This window comes from Acaricomes phytoseiuli DSM 14247 (assembly GCF_000376245.1).
Lineage (GTDB): Bacteria > Actinomycetota > Actinomycetes > Actinomycetales > Micrococcaceae > Renibacterium > Renibacterium phytoseiuli.
The window spans coordinates 117,123-133,890 of sequence record NZ_AQXM01000062.1; the positions used below are offsets into that span (position 1 = coordinate 117,123).

Here is a 16,768-nt window from a genome sequence, read left to right on the forward strand (position 1 = left end):
GCTCCAGCCCGAGGGCAATCTGGTGAAGTTCTCAGATACGCTTCCTGAGGAGTACCAGGTAGGAACACCAGGCCCGCAGGCGATATGAAAGGCCGGATGCGCAAATGAACCCTAGCATGACCGATGAACTGCCGGAGCTGATGCGCGCAGCGGTGCTGACACCGGAGCAGCAGATCATCCTGGAACAGCGCCGACGCCCCGATCCGGGGCCCGGTGATGTGCTGGTCCGCGTGCGTTCCGTGGGCGTTTGCGGCTCCGATGTACATTACTTCCGCCAAGGTCGCATCGGCGAATTCGTGGTCGAAGCTCCCCTGGTGCTCGGCCATGAGGCGGCGGGCGAAATCGCGGCGGTCGGCGCGGATGTGGATCCTGAGCGGATCGGACAGCGCGTGTCGATCGAGCCGCAGCGCCCCCGGCTTGATTCACCGCAGAGCCTGGCCGGGCAGTACAACCTGGACCCCGATATCGAGTTCTACGCGACGCCACCGGTGGACGGCGCTTTTGCGGAGTACGTACTGATCCCCGCGCATTTCGCGCATCCTGTGCCGCAGGAACTCAGTGACGACGCCGCGGCGCTCCTGGAGCCGCTGTCCGTGGGCATCGCGGCACTGCGGAAAGCTGCACTGACGGTCGGCGAGCGCGTGCTGATCACCGGGGCAGGCCCGATCGGGCTGATCCTGGTGCAGCTGGCACGGGTCTACGGCGCGCAGCGGATCGCGGTCACGGACCTGGACCCACAGCGGCTGGCCTTGGCCTCAGAATTCGGAGCGACAGAAACGCACGACGCTGGGGCCGGAACTGTCGCGGAAGAACCCGGTTTCGAGGTTTTCCTCGACGCCTCGGGGGCCGGATCAGCGGTGCGCTCCGGGCTGCGCTGCCTGGCGCCTGCGGGCCGGGCCGTGCTGATCGGGATGGGCGCGGAGGAGTATGCGCTGCCGGTGGCGGTGATTCAGAATCGGGAGCTCACGGTGCAGGGAGTCTTCCGCTACGCCAATACCTGGCCCGCGGCCATCGACCTGGTGGCCCGGGGGCTGGTGGACCTGGACTCCCTGGTCACGGAACGCTTCGGTCTGGCAGATACGCAGAAAGCACTGGAGACCGCGGGGGATGCCGCCGTTCTGAAGAACATGGTGCTGCCGGATCAGTGAGAAAACCCGCTAGCCCTGGGCGGCCAGCAGTCTCCTGATGCCTGCCGGGCGGTTGGTGGTGACTTCCTGAACCCCGAAATCCAGGCATACTGCCAGCTGCTCCTGCGTGTCGACGGTCCAGACCCGGAAGTGCCGGCCCTGGTTCGCCCACTGGCGGCAGCGCTGCGGGTAGTTCCGCAGATAATCCACACCGGGCCCGGCCAAGCCGGCGTCACCGGCATCCAGCAGCCTTTCGCCCGCGGCCCTGGACCATCGCAATGCTGCCGCGGCAGCTGCGGTGGCTAAGGGGCCGGTGCCCCATTCGTCCCTGATCTGCTCCGCATTTACCGCTTCGACGAGTTGGCAGAGGTGTTCCGCGGGAACCCTGCTGAGCATGAAACTAAGCGAAGCGGCTTCGAAGCTCATAAAAGAGACCCGGATCTGCCCGAGGCGAGAGCGCTGGGGCTTCCAGCCGCGAGCACCGAGGATGTCCAGAGTCCTCTGCTCCAGTTCCGTGCCGTGCGGCATGATTCCGAGGGGATGCTTGAACTCGATCGCCAGCCCGAGGGGACGGCCGGCACTTTCGAGAATGTCCAGGAGTTCATCGAGCGTGAGCAGTTGCTCGGAATCAGCCCCGTATTCGAGGGGAATGTCCGCACCCTTCCAGGAGCTGAAATCCAGGTCCCGCAGCTGCGCCAAGGTCCGCTCGGCCACCGGACCGGTGCCGTCAGAGGTCCGGTCCAAGGTGGCATCGTGCAGCAGAACCACCTGACCATCCGCGGTGAGCCGGATATCGCATTCCACACCATCGGCCCCCTCAGCGAGAGCCTGTAGATAAGCGGCCCTGGTGTGCTCGGCGTACTGCTCACTGGCTCCGCGGTGGGCGTAGATCTGCGGCTGGCGTGCATCGGCGGTCATAGCCGACAGCTTAGCCGCCGGCTCCGCTGAGAACGGAACACCGGACGTGGCCTAGGCTTACCGTATGGAGCCCCGGACTGAGATCCAGCTGACCCCGGCTGAAACGGAGAAGCTGCGCGGACTGCGCCGGATGAAGACCCTAGCGCTGTCCCTGCTGTTCGTCGCCGCGGTGATCTTCGCGATCTCCTTCGCGCTCCAGGGGACTAACCCTTGGCTACAGTATGTGCGGGCGGCTTCGGAAGGGGCGATGGTGGGTGCCCTCGCCGACTGGTTCGCCGTGACGGCACTGTTCCGCAGGCCCATGGGATTGCCTATTCCGCATACCGCGATCATCCCCAACCGCAAAGACGCCATCGGGGTCAGTCTGGGCGATTTCGTGGAGAGCAATTTCCTCTCGGAGGAGGTCGTGCGGCAGAAGCTGGCCAGTGTGGGCATGGCACAGCGGCTTGGGCAGTGGCTGTCGCGGGAAGCGCCCGATACCGCGGAGAATATCGCCTCCGAAGGTGCGGTGGCGATCAAAGGTGCTATGGAGGTCATGCGTGACGATGATGTGCGCGAGGTGCTTGACTCCCTGCTGCAGCAGTATGTTCTGAACCCGCCCTGGGCACCGCCGCTGGGCCGGGTTGCGGGGCAGGTCTTCGCGGACGGCCATCATCGTCAGTTCATCGATGTGCTCGTGGATCGTTCTGTCGATTGGGTGCAGGACAACCGGGAAACGGTGATCCGGATCGTGACCGACCGCTCGCCGTCCTGGGTGCCCGGTTTCGTCGACGGCCTCGTCGGGGACCGGCTCTACGGCGAGACGCTGAAGTTCGTGCTCGCGGTTCAGGCCGATCCTGAGCACGAGGTGCGTCATAGCATCGACGGTTACCTGGTGCAGCTGGCCGAGGATCTGCAGGAGGATCCGTCGATGATCGCCCGGGTCGAGGACATCAAGGCTCAGCTTCTGGATTCGCCCCGGCTCCAGGAGCTAACGGGGCGCACCTGGCAGACGCTCAAGGCTGCTCTGATCGAGGCCATCGAGGATCCGGAATCCGCGCTGCGCCGCAAGTTCGTGGCGGTGATCCGGGAGTTCGGCGGTCGCCTGGCCACCGATGCTGAGCTGGGGGCGAAGGTCGATGGCTGGATCACCGAAGCCGTGGCCTATATCGTGCGCAATTACCGGCATGACATCGCATCGATCATCACCGATACGGTGGAACGCTGGGACGGCCGGGAGGCCTCCCGGAAGATCGAGATTCAGGTCGGCCGGGATCTGCAGTTCATCCGGATCAACGGCACCGTGGTCGGGGCGCTAGCCGGGCTGACGATTTTCAGTCTCGCCAAGTTCTTCCTCGGCTACCCCTGAGGTGAGTGTTCGTTTGTGGCGGCTCAGACGCGTTCTGAGCCGCCACAAACGAACACTCAGCGGGATCGCTCAGCGGGCTCAGTCAGCGGGTTCCGGAGAGGAAGCGCAAGCGCTGACCGGGGCGGAGCTGCGCCAGAACGTCCAGATCCGCTGCCGCGACGACCGCGATCACGGGATACCCTCCGGTCACGGGTCGGTCTGCGTGGAAGATCACCGGAAGGCCCGATGGCGGAACCTGCACGGCCCCGGTTACTACACCTTCACTGGGCAGCTGCTGCTCCCGGGCCAGATGCAGCGGTCGGCCCGATAGTCGGATGCCGATCCGGTTGCTCTCCGCCGAGACTTCCCAGGGCTGCCGGAGCAATCGCTGCCGGGACTCCGAGGTGAACCAGTCCAACCTCGGGCCAGGAGTGACCCGCACTGCCGCCGTCTGTTCTCCGGCCGGTGCTAACCGGATCAGCGGGACAGCGGCGGGAGCAGAGACAGCGAAGTCTCCTGCTGGCAGTCCGGTGCCGAGCAGATCCCCCGCCACAACGGGAGGCGGCCCCATCCCCGCGAGGGTGTCTCTTGCCGCAGAACCGGCGAAGGAATCGGCGTGGAAACCACCTCGGATCGCCAGGTAGAAACGCATCCCGGCCCGAGCGTGCCCGATCTCCAGATTCGACCCCGAGCTCACAGGCAGCGGAGTATTGAGCGATACGGCCTTTCCGTCCAGAAAGAACGGCCCACTGGCACCGGTCACGGAGATCCGCGCGGGCTGCTCGAACACTGCGTTGAACCCGCCGGAGAGGATCTCCAGCACGGTGGCATCCCAAGGGTTGCCGAGCATCTGATTGGCAACGGACATCGCCCGGCGGTCCATAGCGCCGCCCGGCCCCAAGCCCCAGTTGGCGCGGCCCTGGCGGCCGCCGTCCTGGAACAACGTCAGCGGCCCGGCCGCGACGACTCGCAGCACCATCAGAAATCCTCCTCCGCCTCGGATGCCTCGACCTCGACCTCGACCTCGACCTCGACGAAGCGAACCCGGGCCCCAGGAACGATCAAGGCGGGAGAAGGCTGCCGGGACATATCCCAGAGCACCGCGGCTGTGCTCCCGATCAGTTGCCAACCCCCTGGGGATGCTGCGGGATAGACGGCACTGAACTCCCCGGCCAATGCCACCGAACCGGCGGGAACCGCAGTACGGGGGCTGGACCGTCGCGGTACCTGGAGGCGCTCGTGGTCGGTCACCAGATACGCGAAGCCGGGGGCGAATCCGGTGAACGCCGCCGTCCAAGTCGACCCGGTGTGTAAAGCGATCAGCTCCTTCGCGCTCATCCGCAAAGCCTCTGCGGTTGCGGCTAGATCAGGCCCGTCGTAACGGACCGGGATGCGGATTTCGGAACTCGTCGGCCTCGAGCCAAGCCCGTGATCAGCATCAGCACCGCGCCACCAAGCGGTGTTCAGCCAGTGCTCGATATCCGCGCGGGCAGTGAGCTCCGGGGAGAAGATCACCAGTACGGTACAGGCGGCCGGAACAAGATCGACAATCCCCGCCGGCGGTTCCCCGAGCTGCTGATAGAGCCGGAGCACCGACTCCAAATCCGGTAGTTCCGCCAGAACCGCAGCCTCGCCATAAGGCAGCAGGCGCAGCGACTGGGACGTCTCGCCGAGACCCGACTGATCAGCTGCTGAAGGGCCCAACTGGAACTCCTGCTTGGTCTAATGACTCCCGCACCGCCCGAGCCATCGCCACCGCGCCGGGGGTGTCTCCGTGAACGCAGAGCGAATCCGGGCGGACTTCGATCTCGGTTCCGTCAGTCGCGGTAACCCGGCGCTCCGTTACCATCCGCACGGCTCGGGCCGCGATCTCGGCGACGTCGTGGAGGATCGCCCCCGGCTGATCCCGGGGCACCAATCCCCCTCCCGGGGTGTAGCCGCGATCCACGAAAGCCTCCTGGTAGAACGGCACCTCCGCCGCTATACAAGCTTGCTGGATCTGGGTACCGTTGAGGCCCAGCACGGGTAGCCCGGCCCGGAAATCTCGCACCGCAGCGCAGACGGCTGCGGCTTGGTCACGATCATGGCCGATGCGATGATACAGAGCCCCGTGCGGTTTGACGTAAGCGACCCTGGTGCCGACCGTCTGCAGGATCCCGTCGAGCGCGGCCAGCTGGTAGAGCACATCGCCGTAGACTTCCTCCGCGGAGGCGTCGATGGCCCGTCGCCCGAAACCAGCCAGATCCCGGTAGCCGGGGTGCGCTCCGACGGCGACCCCACGCTCCGCTGCGACCCGCGCGGTTCGCAGCATGGTCAGCGGATCCCCCGCGTGGAAGCCGCAGGCTACGTTGGCGCTGCTAACCACCTCCAGCAGGGCCTCGTCGTCGCCCATCCGCCAGGAGCCGAAGGACTCGCCGAGGTCGCTGTTGAGATCGATCATGGCGCGATGCCTCCTGCTGTGCGGCCATTTTTGCGACGCGACCCGGGGATTTTGCCCGCCACCGCTCCCACCTGGCGGCGTGTGCTGGCCAGGAATCCGCTGGGCAGCTCCTCTGCTGCCGGATCCGCAGCCGGTAAAGCCCCCAGCTCCAGCGGAAAAGCCGGGGGCGGCGGGCCGAAAGCGATCTTGGTGGCGCGGATGACGGAACGGCCCAGCAGCCGGTTCCCGGCACCACCGATCACCGCACCGATACCGAAAGGCACGAGCCGGCCCAGCATAGAAGCACCCTGGCTGACCAGCATCCTGCGGAAGAAAGCCTTCTGGATTCTGCTGCTGATGAATTTCATGGCACTGGTCGGAACGTTCTTACCCAGTACGGTTCCCCAGGTTTTCACCGGTGCCACCGCATTGATCGCCCCGCCGTTGCGACCCAAGGCGTGCCCGGCGAAGGACTGCATCAACGCGGTTCCCTCCTCGCCAAGCATGATCGCCATCACCGTGGTCTGCGCTCGTTCCGGATCCTTCAGATGCACACCGTGGAGTTCCGCGACGGAGAGCGCGTAAAGTGCCGTGGCTTCCATGAACAGCACCGTGGCAGTCGCGGAAAGTCCCAGGGACACCGCGGTGCCAATGCCCGGCACGATCGCGGTGGCGCCGACGGCCGCCCCGGAGCCGGTGACCGTAGTCAGGAAATCGCGGTCCAGGCGCAGTGCCAGTTCGGCCGGGGACTCTTGCGGATGGGCCCGGCGCATCCGGCGCAGATTGGCGCGTACCAGAGGGCGCTGGCTCTCCACGGCCCGCAGTAGCGCCGCTTCTAAGGCTGGTTTCGGCTGGCCGTCCGGGGTGAAGGCCGCACCCGTGGCGATGCGAACCGTGCGCGGGGGCTTCTGCTTGGCCATATTCTTAGCCTAACCGGCACAGCTGACAGGTTCTGTTCACGGTGTTGAACCGGTTGTTGAACCGGGGACAAACGGCACCTGCGATACCAGGAAAGAGCCGGCATCGATCAGCTCCGCCGCGCCGATGCCGTGGCCCATACCGGGGTAGAGCTCTTCTTGGAGCCGGGTGTTCTGCTCGAGCCATTGCGCGGTATACGCCACGGCATCCGAATTGATCACCAGATCAGCCGGATCCCGCCCCCAGAAGAACGGGGTTCGCGAAGGTAGCGGATCCGAGGCCTCCATCAGCGGGTTCGCCAGCACGAAACCGGAAAGCCCCGCCACGGCCTGGAAGGCGTGCGGCCGGAGCCTGAGCATGGTGCTGGCCATGGCCATTCCCTGAGAGTGCCCGAGCAGGCTGACGCTGCTGAATCCGTACTCCCGTTGTGCTGCATCCAGCCAGGCGAAGACCTTATTGACGGCTTCGATCACCTGGGCGAAGTCATTATTGAGGAAGTAGTCCAGGAGGAACCAGCCGTAACTGGCGTCCATCTCGAAGCTCCCTCGGACTGCGGCGCAGGTGAAAGTCGATGGCATCTCGGCGAACCGGGCCGCCAGCACGGACTCGTCTGCACCGTAGCCGTGCAGCATCATCAGCAGCGGGGTACCGGGGCGCTCCGCTTCCGGGCGTGACCAGACGGCTTCGAGCATGCTCCTATAGTAGGGGCCCGGTAACGGACGATGTAGCGGACGATATTGAATTGGTGCAGTCCGCTGGACATGAAACACTAGTAACCGGTACTCGGGTGTTTTCAGGCGCTCAGGTACTTCAGGAAGGTTGTCCGAGCGGCCTAAGGAGCTGGTCTTGAAAACCAGTGTGCGGCGAACCCGCACCATGGGTTCAAATCCCATACCTTCCGCGATGACCATTCGATGGCGCTGGATCCGGATCCAGCGCCATCGTTGGTTCGGCCTACGCAGAGCAGCCCAGCATCTAAGACTGACGGTCTAGGCTGAAGCTATGCAGATCGATCTGAGCGGGAAGACCGCACTCGTCACCGGTTCCACCCAGGGCATCGGCTCCGCTATCGCCGCAGCCCTGGCAGAGGCCGGGGCCACCGTGGGTGTGAACGGCCGGGACGCGGATCGGGTGGCGGCCGCGATCCGGCAGATCGGCGCCGGACTCGAAGACTCTTCCCGGCTAATTCCCGCACCGGGTGATGTCACCACCGAGACGGGAGTCGAAGCTGCTCTAGCCGCACTGCCTACCGTGGACATCCTGGTCAACAGCCTGGGCGTCTTCGGTGCTGCTGACCCGCTGGAGATTCCCGATGCGGAATGGCTGCGTTACTTCGAGACCAATGTGCTCACGGCGGTTCGGCTGACTCGGGCGACGATGCCCGCGATGATCGAACGAGGCTGGGGCCGGGTGGTCAACATCGCCAGTGACTCGGCCATCGTCATCCCGGCGGAGATGATCCATTACGGGATGACTAAGACCTCGCTCCTGGCGGTGTCCCGCGGATTCGCCAAAGCATGTTCCGGCACCGGAGTCACGGTCAATTCGGTGATCGCCGGGCCGACGCACACCGCAGGCGTGGAGGACTTTGTGTACCAGTTAGTGGACAAGAGCCTCCCCTGGGATGAGGCGCAGCGCGAATTCATGAAGGAGTACCGCCCGCAGTCATTGCTGGGGCGGCTCATCGAGCCGGAGGAGATAGCCGCGATGGTCGCCTACCTGGCCTCGCCCCTGGCGTCTGCTACCACCGGCGGCGCGCTGCGGGTGGACGGCGGCTATGTGGATGCCATCCTGCCCTGAGCTAAGCTTTTCCGAGCGACTGGCAACCGCATCGTCAGCCTGATTCACACCCTGAGTCACCCGATTCGAAGGGCCTTCCATGCGCAGCGTATTCAAACCTCTTCTGCTGATCGGAGCCTCGATGCTCACGATCGTCCTCAGCGCATGCGCGCCGTTCGGCAACGGGTTCGGTGGGTTCGGTAGTGGCGCAGATGCGCCCAGGAACTCCGAGGGCGAAGTCACTTCCTCGGCAACAGCGGCGACGACGAAGATCAATGTCGGCGACTGCATCCGGAATCCGGGGGTCGATACCGGCGCTGAAACCCCAGCCCCGAGTTCCGGGAGCATCGAGATCGAGAAGGTGCTCCAGCTGCCCTGCGCACAGCCCTCTGACTATGAGGTATATGCCGGAACAGGCATAGAGGCCGCGGACTACCCCGGCGTGCAGTCACTGATCGCCTCCGCCGAAGCCTTCTGCAAGCCGGCTTTCGAAGATTTCGTAGGACGGACTTTCGAGAATTCCGAGCTGCAGCTGAGCTATATCTACCCCACGGAAGACAGCTGGAATTCCGGCGACCGGCGGACGCTGTGCCTGGTAGCAGCCAAAGACGGAGCGCAGAGCACCGGGAGCCTCAAAGGTGCCAACCGCTGACTGAAGCCCCGACCGCCAGTGTTTGTCGGGGCTGTTTGATAACTTATTTCCAAGGCGCTACCCAGCGTTAAGCTCGAAGTTCACCAGGCTCTGTTCGTATGTAGTTCGCTTATCTCGAGATCAGCGAGAACAGGATCATGCCGGTGATGCGTTCGTCAGTGCGGACGGCTACGTGGCTCAATGACGAGTACTAAGGAATTGGGGAATTCATGGCAAGAAAATATCTGCGGCTGGGCCACATCACTTTGAGCGCCGGCCTGATCGCCAGCCTGGCACTGGCCCCGCTGGCAGCGGTTCCAGCGCAGGCGGTCGAGACACCCGTGGCTCAGAATGCGGCGGAAAAAGAACTCAACTTTCTCACCAGCAATGACTTCCACGGCCGAATTGATCAGAACACCGTGAAATTCGCCGGAACGATAGAGCAGCTCAAAGCCGCTTCCCCTCCCGGTGCCACCACGTACGTGGGGGCCGGGGACCTGATCTCAGGATCGCTGTACGCCTCCTCGGTGCAGGATGACCAGCCCACCATCGATGTCCTCAACGCCCTCGACCTCAAAACCTCTGCCGTGGGCAACCACGAGTTCGATAAAGGCTATGACGATCTAGTGAACCGCGTGCAGCAGCGCAATGGCACACCCAATGCCGACTGGGATTACCTGGGCGCCAATGTCTATCGCAAAGGCACCCAGACTCCCGCGCTTCCCGAATATTCTTTGTTCACGCTCAACGGCGAGAAGGTCGCCGTGATCGGAGCCGTCACCAAAGACACTCCCACCCTGGTCTCCCCTGCTGGAGTCGCCGATCTCGACTTCGGTGATCCGGTGGAGGCCGTCAATCGGGTGGCTGCCAAACTCAAAGCGGAGAATCTGGCAGATGTCATCGTGGCGACGTTCCATGAAGGAGCGCCGCGCGGGGTGAAAGAAGGCGGCACCCTGGCCCAGGAGGTCGCTGCCGGCGGTGCCTTCGCCAATATCGTCAACAACACCTCGCCTGCGGTCAGCGCGATCATCACCGGCCACACCCACCAGGAATACGCCTGGGACGCGCCGATGCCCGGCCAGTCGGGTGTCACCAGGCCCATTCTGCAGAACGGCAGTTACGGCACGAACATCGGCCAGATCCAGCTCTTCATCGACCCGGAGACCAAGGCCGTGACCCGTTATGAGGTGAAGAACAACCCGCGGACCACCACGAGCGATGCCGAGCTCGTCGCCACCTACCCGGCAGTGGCGCAGGTGCAGAAGATCGTCGATGATGCCATAGCCTATGCCGAACAAGAAGGCGGCAAGCCTCTCGGCAGGATCACCGCGGATATCACCACTGCATTCAGCTCCGGTAAGCGCGATAACCGAGGCGCGGAATCCACGCTGGGCAATCTGGTGGCGGATTCGCTCAGAACCACGCTTTCCGAGCCAGGGCGGGGCGGGGCGGAGATCGGGGTGATGAATTCCGGCGGCCTGCGTTCTGAGCTGATGTACCAGAACCCGGGCAGGGAAGACGGAGTCGTCACCGTGGCCAGCGCCAACGCCGTGCTGCCCTTCGCCAATAATCTGTGGACCACCACGCTCACGGGAGCGCAGCTGAAGACCATGCTGGAGCAACAATGGCAAACCGATGCGCAGGGCACCCCCATCACCACCCGGCCCTATTTGGCGCTCGGCGTCTCCAAGAACGTCTCTTTCACCTACGATACGGAACGGCCCATCGGTGATCGGATCACCTCGATCGTGGTCAACGGAGCCCCGGTGGACCCGCAGCGAGGCTATCGGGTGGGCACTTTCAGCTTCCTGCTGACGGGCGGCGATAACTTCCGGGTCTTCAAAGAGGGCACTGATCCGCAGGACTCGGGGTTGGTGGACCGCACGGGCTGGTTCGAATACATCCAGCAGAATTCACCGCTGAGCCCCGACTTCGGGCGGCGCGGGGTCTCGATCAGCGGAGCCCCGGCCTCGGTCATCGCCGGTCAGCAGGTCACCGTCACCGTCAAAGATGCGGATCTGGCCTCACTGGGCACACCCGCCAGCACTGAAGTCTCCGTGCGCTATGACCCCTCGGGAGTGGGCGGGGGCCAGGGCTGGTTCCTTCCGAGCGCGGTCATGCCCAGCGAGCTGGGCACCTTCCCGGTCAACGACGGTGACGCCACCCTGAACTTCACCGTTCCGGCCCAGTTGAACGGCGGCCGGTTCGTGATCACCACCAATGGTGGGACCAGCGCCCGGCTGCCCATCGAGATCCCCGTCACCGCGCCGGTCACGGACGGCGGGGATCAGAACGGTGACTCCAGCGGCCAGGACGGTCAGGGCGGCGGTCAGAACGGAAGCGCGGGCACCGATCAGCAAGGAACCACCGGGAGCGGCGATGAACTCGCGGTCACCGGAACCAACCTGATGCCTCTGGGTCTCGGCATCCTGGCCTTCCTGGCGGCAGGGGCCACGGCAGTGGCCATGCGCAGGAAGCGGCCCAGCCGGCTCTGAACAACAACCGGTTCTCAACGAACTAAGCTGCCCCGGAGCACTGCCTCCGGGGCAGCATCCGGCTTCAGTCCAGCTGAGCTCGGCCCAGGATGTCCTCGGCGATAGCCTGAGCATCGTCCAGAGTTCGACGGCCGCTGGGGTAGTCCGCGCTGGCTTGCGCAGCGATGGCGGTGCCCCATTGCACTGAGGAGAGCTGCAAGCCGATCACATAGAGGCTTTGCTGCACTGCGCCATCGATGTCCAGTGCACGGTAAGGCGGGGTCGTGACATCCAGCCCGCTCGTGACCACCGGAACATCATCGGCGGCCAGCATCGTCTTAGGCCGTACCAGGCCATCTCGGAGAAGCTGCGCGAGCAGCGGCGAGGCCGTATGCGCCACCCGGTTGGGCGGTGCCGTCGCTTCGACCAGGGCCCGGGCGGTCACCGGCGCTTCGGCGACCCAGGGCGAACTGGCCCAGAAGCCTTCCGCCGTAGAACCGAAAATCGGATCAGCGCCGACGAAGCGCACTAAGCCCCCACGAGTCACAGCAGCCAGCTGCTCGATCCTCAACGCGGGCGGTCCGGAAGCCTGGCCTTCCACCAAACCCTCGAACCAACCCAAAAGCTCCCTGAGCCAGGAGGCGTCGGTGATCCCGCCATCCGCCACCTGATCCTTGATCATCGCCCGGCCGCGGTTGAGCGCCCCGATCGCCATCTTCACGGGATCGTCAGTGCCAGCCGCAGACGCCGCAGCATCCGCATCGAGCTCGTGCAGCACCGCCCGGGCGAACTGCTCCCGATCCGTGAAGGTCTCCTGCCCGAAGGGCCTGGCCAGAGCCCGCAGGTCGAAACGATTACCCCGGCGATCGCGGAGATCTTCGTCCTGGCCCAGCCATTCTTCACAAGCCGCCTGCCAGGTCTGAGTACGCAGTGCGCGATCGAGCTCCGGAAGATCCCGGCCGGAAAGCGTCATGTAATAAGCCCGGAGCACGTCCTTGTGCAGACTCGGCCAGATATCGTGATCGAAACCTGGAGTGACCCGGCCCGCGGCATCGCTGCTGTCTTCACCGTCGCTGCCCGACCGGATGCGATTGATCTCGGCGAGCGCCTCGGTCAGGAAAGGCATCGTCAACCCCGGCGGGTAATACGCCGACCAGCCCGGTTTGGACCGGTAGGGGCCTCCACGGCGGGACGCAGCGATGATCAGCGGTTCACGCCCGCTCGGAAGGTATTCCAGTGCGCCCTCGGCAGTCCGCTGGAACCTGCCGCCGCGCCCTTCGGTCCACTGCGCCAGCACATCGAAGAAGTTCAGACCCATACCGCGAACCAGAACCGGCTCCCCGGCCGGATACGCATCCCAATCCACATCGGCGGGAACCGCCGGAGGCTGGTAGTGCAGCCCCCAGCGGGCAGCGTCCTCGGCGAGTTCCCGCTGCCCCGGGCTGAGTTTCGCCGGGACATGGCCGATGGCCAGCACCACCGCCTCAACGGCCAGCTCTCCCCCTGAGGCGAGGGCCAGCTGGAATCCACCGGCTCCGGGCCTGCGGCGCAGCCGGAGGACCTCATCCTGGTGCCAGGTCAATCGCGTCTTCTCCGGCAGATTCTCGCTCAGCTGGCGGTACACCCAGCCCAGGTATTCGCCGTAGACCGCCCGCGGCGGGAAGTCTTCGCTGCGCAACTCCGGCCGGAAGCGCTGACGCCAGGTATCGAAGCTGCTACCGGCAAGCGGCGGATACGCAGTCGTATGATCCGGCACCACCGTGGGGAAAAAGGACTGGGTGTTCATCAGATACAGCGGAGACTGGTCCGTTCGCCAGATATGCCCGGCTCCGGGCGGGAAAGGGTCGATGACATCGACGCTGAGGGCTAACGATTCCCGGGCCGCTTTGGCGAGTAGACGCTCCAGTACTGACAGGCCGCGCGGCCCGGTGCCGATGATGGCAACACGGAGCGCGGCTTCTGTGGACATCTTATGAGCTTACTTCAGCGACTTAGGATAGGAGCATGGCAGATCCGGTCTCCCCCGCTCAGCAGAATTCCACCGACTCTTTGCACGACTCTTTGCACGATGAGAACCTCTGGTTGGAGGAGACCTACGGTGAAGAAGCCCTGAGCTGGGTGCGGGAGCGCAATGCTCGCACCGAGGCCAAGCTCAGCGGACCGGCGTACGCGGCTTTGGAAGAGCAGATCCTGGAAGTGCTCGACGCCAAGGAGCGCATCCCCGGGGTGGTGAAACGCGGCGAGCACTACTACAACTATTGGACCGATGAAGCCAACCCGCGCGGCATCTGGCGGCGCACCAGCTGGGACTCCTATCTTTCGGAATCGCCGGAATGGGAGACCGTGCTCGATGTCGATGCCCTGGGTGCGGCCGAAGGCACCCAATGGGTCTGGCACGGGCCCGCGTTCTTGCGCCCGCAACCGGGTGAGCCTTACCGGCGCTGCCTGATCGCGCTTTCCCCGGACGGCGGCGACGCGCATATCCTCCGCGAGTTCGATGTTCTGACCAAAAGCTTCGTAGACCCTGCCGATGGCGGTTTCGTAGTCCCCGTGGCGAAGAGCAGCGCCGACTGGCAGGACGCGGATACTTTGATCGTGGGCACGAACTTCGGCCCGGGTAGCCTGACGACTTCTTCGTACCCGCGAAGCGCCCGGATCCTGCGCCGGGGCCAGCAGCTGGAGGCGGCTGAACCGTATTTCGAGGTGCCCGCGGATCATATGATGGCCTCCGTCCAGCACGATGACACCCCCGGGTACGAACGCGATATCGCCGTGGACGTGATCGACTTCTTCGCCAAGCGGTATTACCTGCGCCAGGGCGGCGAATGGCTGCAGCTGGAACTCCCTGAGGATATGGATGCCGATGTGCACCGGGAGTGGCTGCTGCTGCGCCCGCAATCCGGCACCGAGCTGCGGGGCCGTGCGCTCGAAGCGGGCGGCCTGTACGCCATCCGGCTGGCAGACTTCCTGGCGGGTACCGCGGAATTCATCGAGGTTTTCCGCCCGGATGCGCAGACCTCCCTGCAGTCCCTGAGCTGGACCCGGAACTACCTGCTGCTCGGCCTGCTGCAGGACGTCTCATCCAAGATCCTGGTGGCCGACCCGGCACGGGGTTTCGCCGCCGAGGAGCTCGAGGCCTGCCCGCCGCTGCACAGCGTCAGCATCTCCGCGCTGGATCCGGATGACGACGGCCAAGGCGCCGAAGGCGATGTCAGCGATGATTACTGGCTCACCATCACCGGCTTCCTGACCCCGACGACGCTGCTGCGCGGGCGGATTCGTGGCGGTGCCACAGCCCAGCACATCAAATCGGCTCCCTCCTTCTTCGATGAATCGCGTTTTTCCGTGACCCAGCATTTCGCGATCTCGGCGGACGGCACCCGAGTGCCCTATTTTCAGGTTTCCCCTACGATCCTGGAACTGAATGGGGACAATCCGGTCTACCTTTCGGGGTACGGAGGCTTCGAACTCTCCAGAACCCCTGCCTACAGCGGGGGCCTGGGCCGGGGCTGGCTGGAGCCCGGCGGCAGCTATGTGCTCGCAAATATCCGCGGCGGCGGCGAATATGGCCCGGAGTGGCACTTGAGCGCGATCAAGCAGAACCGGCACCGCTCCTACGAGGACTTCGCAGCGGTGGCGCGGGATCTGATCGAGCGCGCAGTCACCCGGCGGGAGAAACTCGCCTGCCAGGGCGGCAGCAACGGCGGCCTTCTGGTCGGCAATATGCTCACTCGGTACCCGGAGCTGTTCGGGGCGGTCTCCTGCGGTGTGCCGCTGCTGGATATGCATCGCTACACGAAGCTGGACGCCGGCTATTCCTGGATCGCCGAATACGGCGACCCGGAGATTCCGGAGGAGTGGGAGTACTTGAAGACCTTCTCCCCGTACCATCTGCTCCGAGAGGGTGCGGACTATCCGGCTGCCTTCATCTGGACCGCTACCTCGGACGACCGGGTTGGCCCGGCCCAGGCCCGGAAGATGGCGGCCCGGATGGAGCGGATGGGCATCCAGCCCTTGTGGTTCTACGAGTCCTTGGAGGGCGGCCATTCCGGGGCTGCGGATAACCGGCAGGCCGCACGGCTGCAGGCCGCGCCGCTGGAGTTCATGTGGCGGGCGCTGCACGGCGAAGAACTCTGAGGTCTTGGCGCTGTGCACTTTTGCACTGTGTATCTTTGCACCTGAGCGCCCTCATTCGGTAACCTAGGTGGGCTAGCTTCCGGCTCTGCCGAAGGCTAGCGCTGGAGACGTGCCAGAGCGGCCGAATGGACTTCACTGCTAATGAAGGGTCGGGGTTAAACTCGACCGGGGGTTCAAATCCCCCCGTCTCCGCTGTAGTAGTTTGAACAGCCTCGGCCCCGTTCTGGGCCGGGGCTGTTTTGCGCTATGCAGAACTACAAGTCAATGCAAGTAGACATTCGATCAAGCTTGCACTCAAACTAAAACAGACATCTATCTATTTTTTAGATATCCTGTCTTATGGACTTATTTTTAGATTTCCACCCATGGATCGCCCTGCTCAGCATGACCAGCTTCCTAATGTGGTTTATAGTGACTTACTCAGCGGCAGCTAGTGGTCGATCAGTGAATCAGGAAATTCATCGACATGAAAAAATGCTTTCAAAGTTTCCTGGAAAAGGGAGCAAAAGTGGCCTCAGACGTTACACTAATTCTTCCGCTTTAGATGCACATAAAAGTTGGCTGAAATTACAAAGAATTTACGGATCAAGAACCAGAGTCGCCGTACGCGCACATAACCGATGGGCAAATATAGCCTGGTGGCTATCAGCAATAACAACACTTCTTATTTTTACTACCTGGATAGGCTTCATTGACTTTTCGACGAATATCTTCTTTAGGGTCATACAAGCAGTCGGCATCTTCTATTTAGGATTATCACTCATGAGCCTAACGGCATGGGGGTCTGCCCCGGGTTTGGTTGACATCTGATCTGTGAGGATTCGTCCTCGCTGGAAGGATGTATCTCATGCCCAAGCCCTATCCGAAAGAGTTCCGTGACGATGTCGTGGCTGTGGCCCGTAAAGCCCGGGCCCCGTTATCGCAGATTGCGAGAGACTTCGGGATTTCCGAAGCCTCGTTGTTCAACTGGCTGAAAAAAGCAAACATCGAAGACGGGCGCGTGCCGGGCCTGACCGAGGACGAGCGTAAGCAGCTCCG

14 protein-coding genes and 2 tRNA genes are annotated in these 16,768 nt (G+C 63.9%); 9 read left to right on the plus strand and 7 right to left on the minus strand.

What is annotated here, in order from left to right:
* Nucleotides 1–104: 104 nt before the first annotated feature.
* On the plus strand, nt 105–1,148 hold the full coding sequence (locus C501_RS0109890; protein WP_211206371.1) for an NAD(P)-dependent alcohol dehydrogenase: 1,044 nt from the start codon (nt 105–107) through the stop codon (nt 1,146–1,148).
* 9 nt (nt 1,149–1,157) lie between these two features.
* Here C501_RS0109890 and C501_RS0109895 read toward each other — a convergent pair whose 3' ends face one another.
* Nucleotides 1,158–2,045: a glycerophosphodiester phosphodiesterase gene (locus C501_RS0109895; RefSeq protein ID WP_018135466.1), complete on the minus strand. Its 888-nt coding sequence runs from the start codon at nt 2,043–2,045 to the stop codon at nt 1,158–1,160.
* Between the two features lie 64 nt (nt 2,046–2,109).
* On the opposite strand from C501_RS0109895, the gene C501_RS0109900 reads away from it, so the two are divergent.
* Nucleotides 2,110–3,393: a DUF445 domain-containing protein gene (locus C501_RS0109900; RefSeq protein WP_018135467.1), complete on the plus strand. Its 1,284-nt coding sequence runs from the start codon at nt 2,110–2,112 to the stop codon at nt 3,391–3,393.
* Between the two features lie 82 nt (nt 3,394–3,475).
* Here the strand turns inward: C501_RS0109900 and C501_RS0109905 are convergent, their stop codons facing one another.
* The 5 genes from C501_RS0109905 to C501_RS0109925 are packed head-to-tail and all read right to left on the minus strand — an operon-like array spanning nt 3,476 to nt 7,401.
* Nucleotides 3,476–4,351 carry a 5-oxoprolinase subunit C family protein gene (locus tag C501_RS0109905; protein ID WP_018135468.1) on the minus strand — a complete coding sequence of 292 codons (876 nt, stop codon included), beginning with the start codon at nt 4,349–4,351 and terminating at the stop codon, nt 3,476–3,478.
* Nucleotides 4,351–5,076 carry a 5-oxoprolinase subunit B family protein gene (locus tag C501_RS13165; RefSeq protein WP_018135469.1) on the minus strand — a complete coding sequence of 242 codons (726 nt, stop codon included), beginning with the start codon at nt 5,074–5,076 and terminating at the stop codon, nt 4,351–4,353. The genes C501_RS0109905 and C501_RS13165 overlap by 1 nt, the downstream gene beginning before the upstream one ends.
* Nucleotides 5,057–5,812: a LamB/YcsF family protein gene (locus C501_RS0109915; RefSeq protein WP_018135470.1), complete on the minus strand. Its 756-nt coding sequence runs from the start codon at nt 5,810–5,812 to the stop codon at nt 5,057–5,059. Before C501_RS0109915 ends, C501_RS13165 begins: the two co-directional genes overlap by 20 nt.
* Nucleotides 5,809–6,711, minus strand: coding sequence for a hypothetical protein (locus C501_RS0109920; RefSeq protein WP_018135471.1), 903 nt, complete (start codon nt 6,709–6,711; stop codon nt 5,809–5,811). Before C501_RS0109920 ends, C501_RS0109915 begins: the two co-directional genes overlap by 4 nt.
* Nucleotides 6,712–6,747: 36 nt before the next feature.
* Complete coding sequence (locus tag C501_RS0109925) at nt 6,748–7,401, minus strand: alpha/beta hydrolase (RefSeq protein WP_018135472.1); 654 nt, start codon at nt 7,399–7,401, stop codon at nt 6,748–6,750.
* A gap of 121 nt (nt 7,402–7,522) precedes the next feature.
* Between C501_RS0109925 and C501_RS0109930 the strand changes: the two genes are divergently transcribed.
* The 4 genes from C501_RS0109930 to C501_RS0109945 all read left to right on the plus strand — a co-directional run bounded on the left by C501_RS0109930 (nt 7,523) and on the right by C501_RS0109945 (nt 11,614).
* Nucleotides 7,523–7,610: transfer RNA gene (locus tag C501_RS0109930), tRNA-Ser, on the plus strand.
* Nucleotides 7,611–7,711: 101 nt separating this feature from the next.
* Nucleotides 7,712–8,509 carry an SDR family NAD(P)-dependent oxidoreductase gene (locus C501_RS0109935; RefSeq protein WP_018135473.1) on the plus strand — a complete coding sequence of 266 codons (798 nt, stop codon included), beginning with the start codon at nt 7,712–7,714 and terminating at the stop codon, nt 8,507–8,509.
* A 79-nt stretch (nt 8,510–8,588) separates the two neighbouring features.
* Nucleotides 8,589–9,140 carry a septum formation family protein gene (locus tag C501_RS13655; protein ID WP_018135474.1) on the plus strand — a complete coding sequence of 184 codons (552 nt, stop codon included), beginning with the start codon at nt 8,589–8,591 and terminating at the stop codon, nt 9,138–9,140.
* A 209-nt stretch (nt 9,141–9,349) separates the two neighbouring features.
* On the plus strand, nt 9,350–11,614 hold the full coding sequence (locus C501_RS0109945) for a 5'-nucleotidase C-terminal domain-containing protein (RefSeq protein ID WP_018135475.1): 2,265 nt from the start codon (nt 9,350–9,352) through the stop codon (nt 11,612–11,614).
* A gap of 64 nt (nt 11,615–11,678) precedes the next feature.
* On the opposite strand, the gene C501_RS0109950 is transcribed toward C501_RS0109945, so the two are convergent.
* Nucleotides 11,679–13,562 (minus strand): FAD/NAD(P)-binding protein, encoded by a 1,884-nt coding sequence (locus tag C501_RS0109950; protein WP_018135476.1) that lies wholly within the window; start codon nt 13,560–13,562, stop codon nt 11,679–11,681.
* Between the two features lie 35 nt (nt 13,563–13,597).
* Between C501_RS0109950 and C501_RS0109955 the strand changes: the two genes are divergently transcribed.
* From C501_RS0109955 to C501_RS0109965, 3 genes are all read left to right on the plus strand, one after another.
* Nucleotides 13,598–15,730: a prolyl oligopeptidase family serine peptidase gene (locus tag C501_RS0109955; protein WP_018135477.1), complete on the plus strand. Its 2,133-nt coding sequence runs from the start codon at nt 13,598–13,600 to the stop codon at nt 15,728–15,730.
* Between the two features lie 103 nt (nt 15,731–15,833).
* Nucleotides 15,834–15,922 (plus strand) — tRNA-Ser (locus tag C501_RS0109960).
* 655 nt (nt 15,923–16,577) lie between these two features.
* Nucleotides 16,578–16,768: transposase (locus tag C501_RS0109965; protein ID WP_026174809.1), on the plus strand; the 191-nt coding region annotated here is incomplete at its 3' end.

Excerpts from the sequence above, each read along its gene's own strand:
- C501_RS0109895 (WP_018135466.1), bottom strand. The coding sequence starts at position 2,045 with ATGACCGCCGATGCACGCCAGCCGCAGATCTACGCCCACCGCGGAGCC.
- C501_RS0109905 (WP_018135468.1), bottom strand. The coding sequence starts at position 4,351 with ATGGTGCTGCGAGTCGTCGCGGCCGGGCCGCTGACGTTGTTCCAGGAC.
- C501_RS0109945 (WP_018135475.1), top strand. The coding sequence starts at position 9,350 with ATGGCAAGAAAATATCTGCGGCTGGGCCACATCACTTTGAGCGCCGGC.
- C501_RS0109890 (WP_211206371.1), top strand. The coding sequence starts at position 105 with ATGAACCCTAGCATGACCGATGAACTGCCGGAGCTGATGCGCGCAGCG.
- C501_RS0109900 (WP_018135467.1), top strand. The coding sequence starts at position 2,110 with ATGGAGCCCCGGACTGAGATCCAGCTGACCCCGGCTGAAACGGAGAAG.
- C501_RS0109955 (WP_018135477.1), top strand. The coding sequence starts at position 13,598 with ATGGCAGATCCGGTCTCCCCCGCTCAGCAGAATTCCACCGACTCTTTG.
- C501_RS0109920 (WP_018135471.1), bottom strand. The coding sequence starts at position 6,711 with ATGGCCAAGCAGAAGCCCCCGCGCACGGTTCGCATCGCCACGGGTGCG.
- C501_RS0109915 (WP_018135470.1), bottom strand. The coding sequence starts at position 5,812 with ATGATCGATCTCAACAGCGACCTCGGCGAGTCCTTCGGCTCCTGGCGG.
- C501_RS0109950 (WP_018135476.1), bottom strand. The coding sequence starts at position 13,562 with ATGTCCACAGAAGCCGCGCTCCGTGTTGCCATCATCGGCACCGGGCCG.
- C501_RS0109935 (WP_018135473.1), top strand. The coding sequence starts at position 7,712 with ATGCAGATCGATCTGAGCGGGAAGACCGCACTCGTCACCGGTTCCACC.
- C501_RS0109925 (WP_018135472.1), bottom strand. The coding sequence starts at position 7,401 with ATGCTCGAAGCCGTCTGGTCACGCCCGGAAGCGGAGCGCCCCGGTACC.
- C501_RS13655 (WP_018135474.1), top strand. The coding sequence starts at position 8,589 with ATGCGCAGCGTATTCAAACCTCTTCTGCTGATCGGAGCCTCGATGCTC.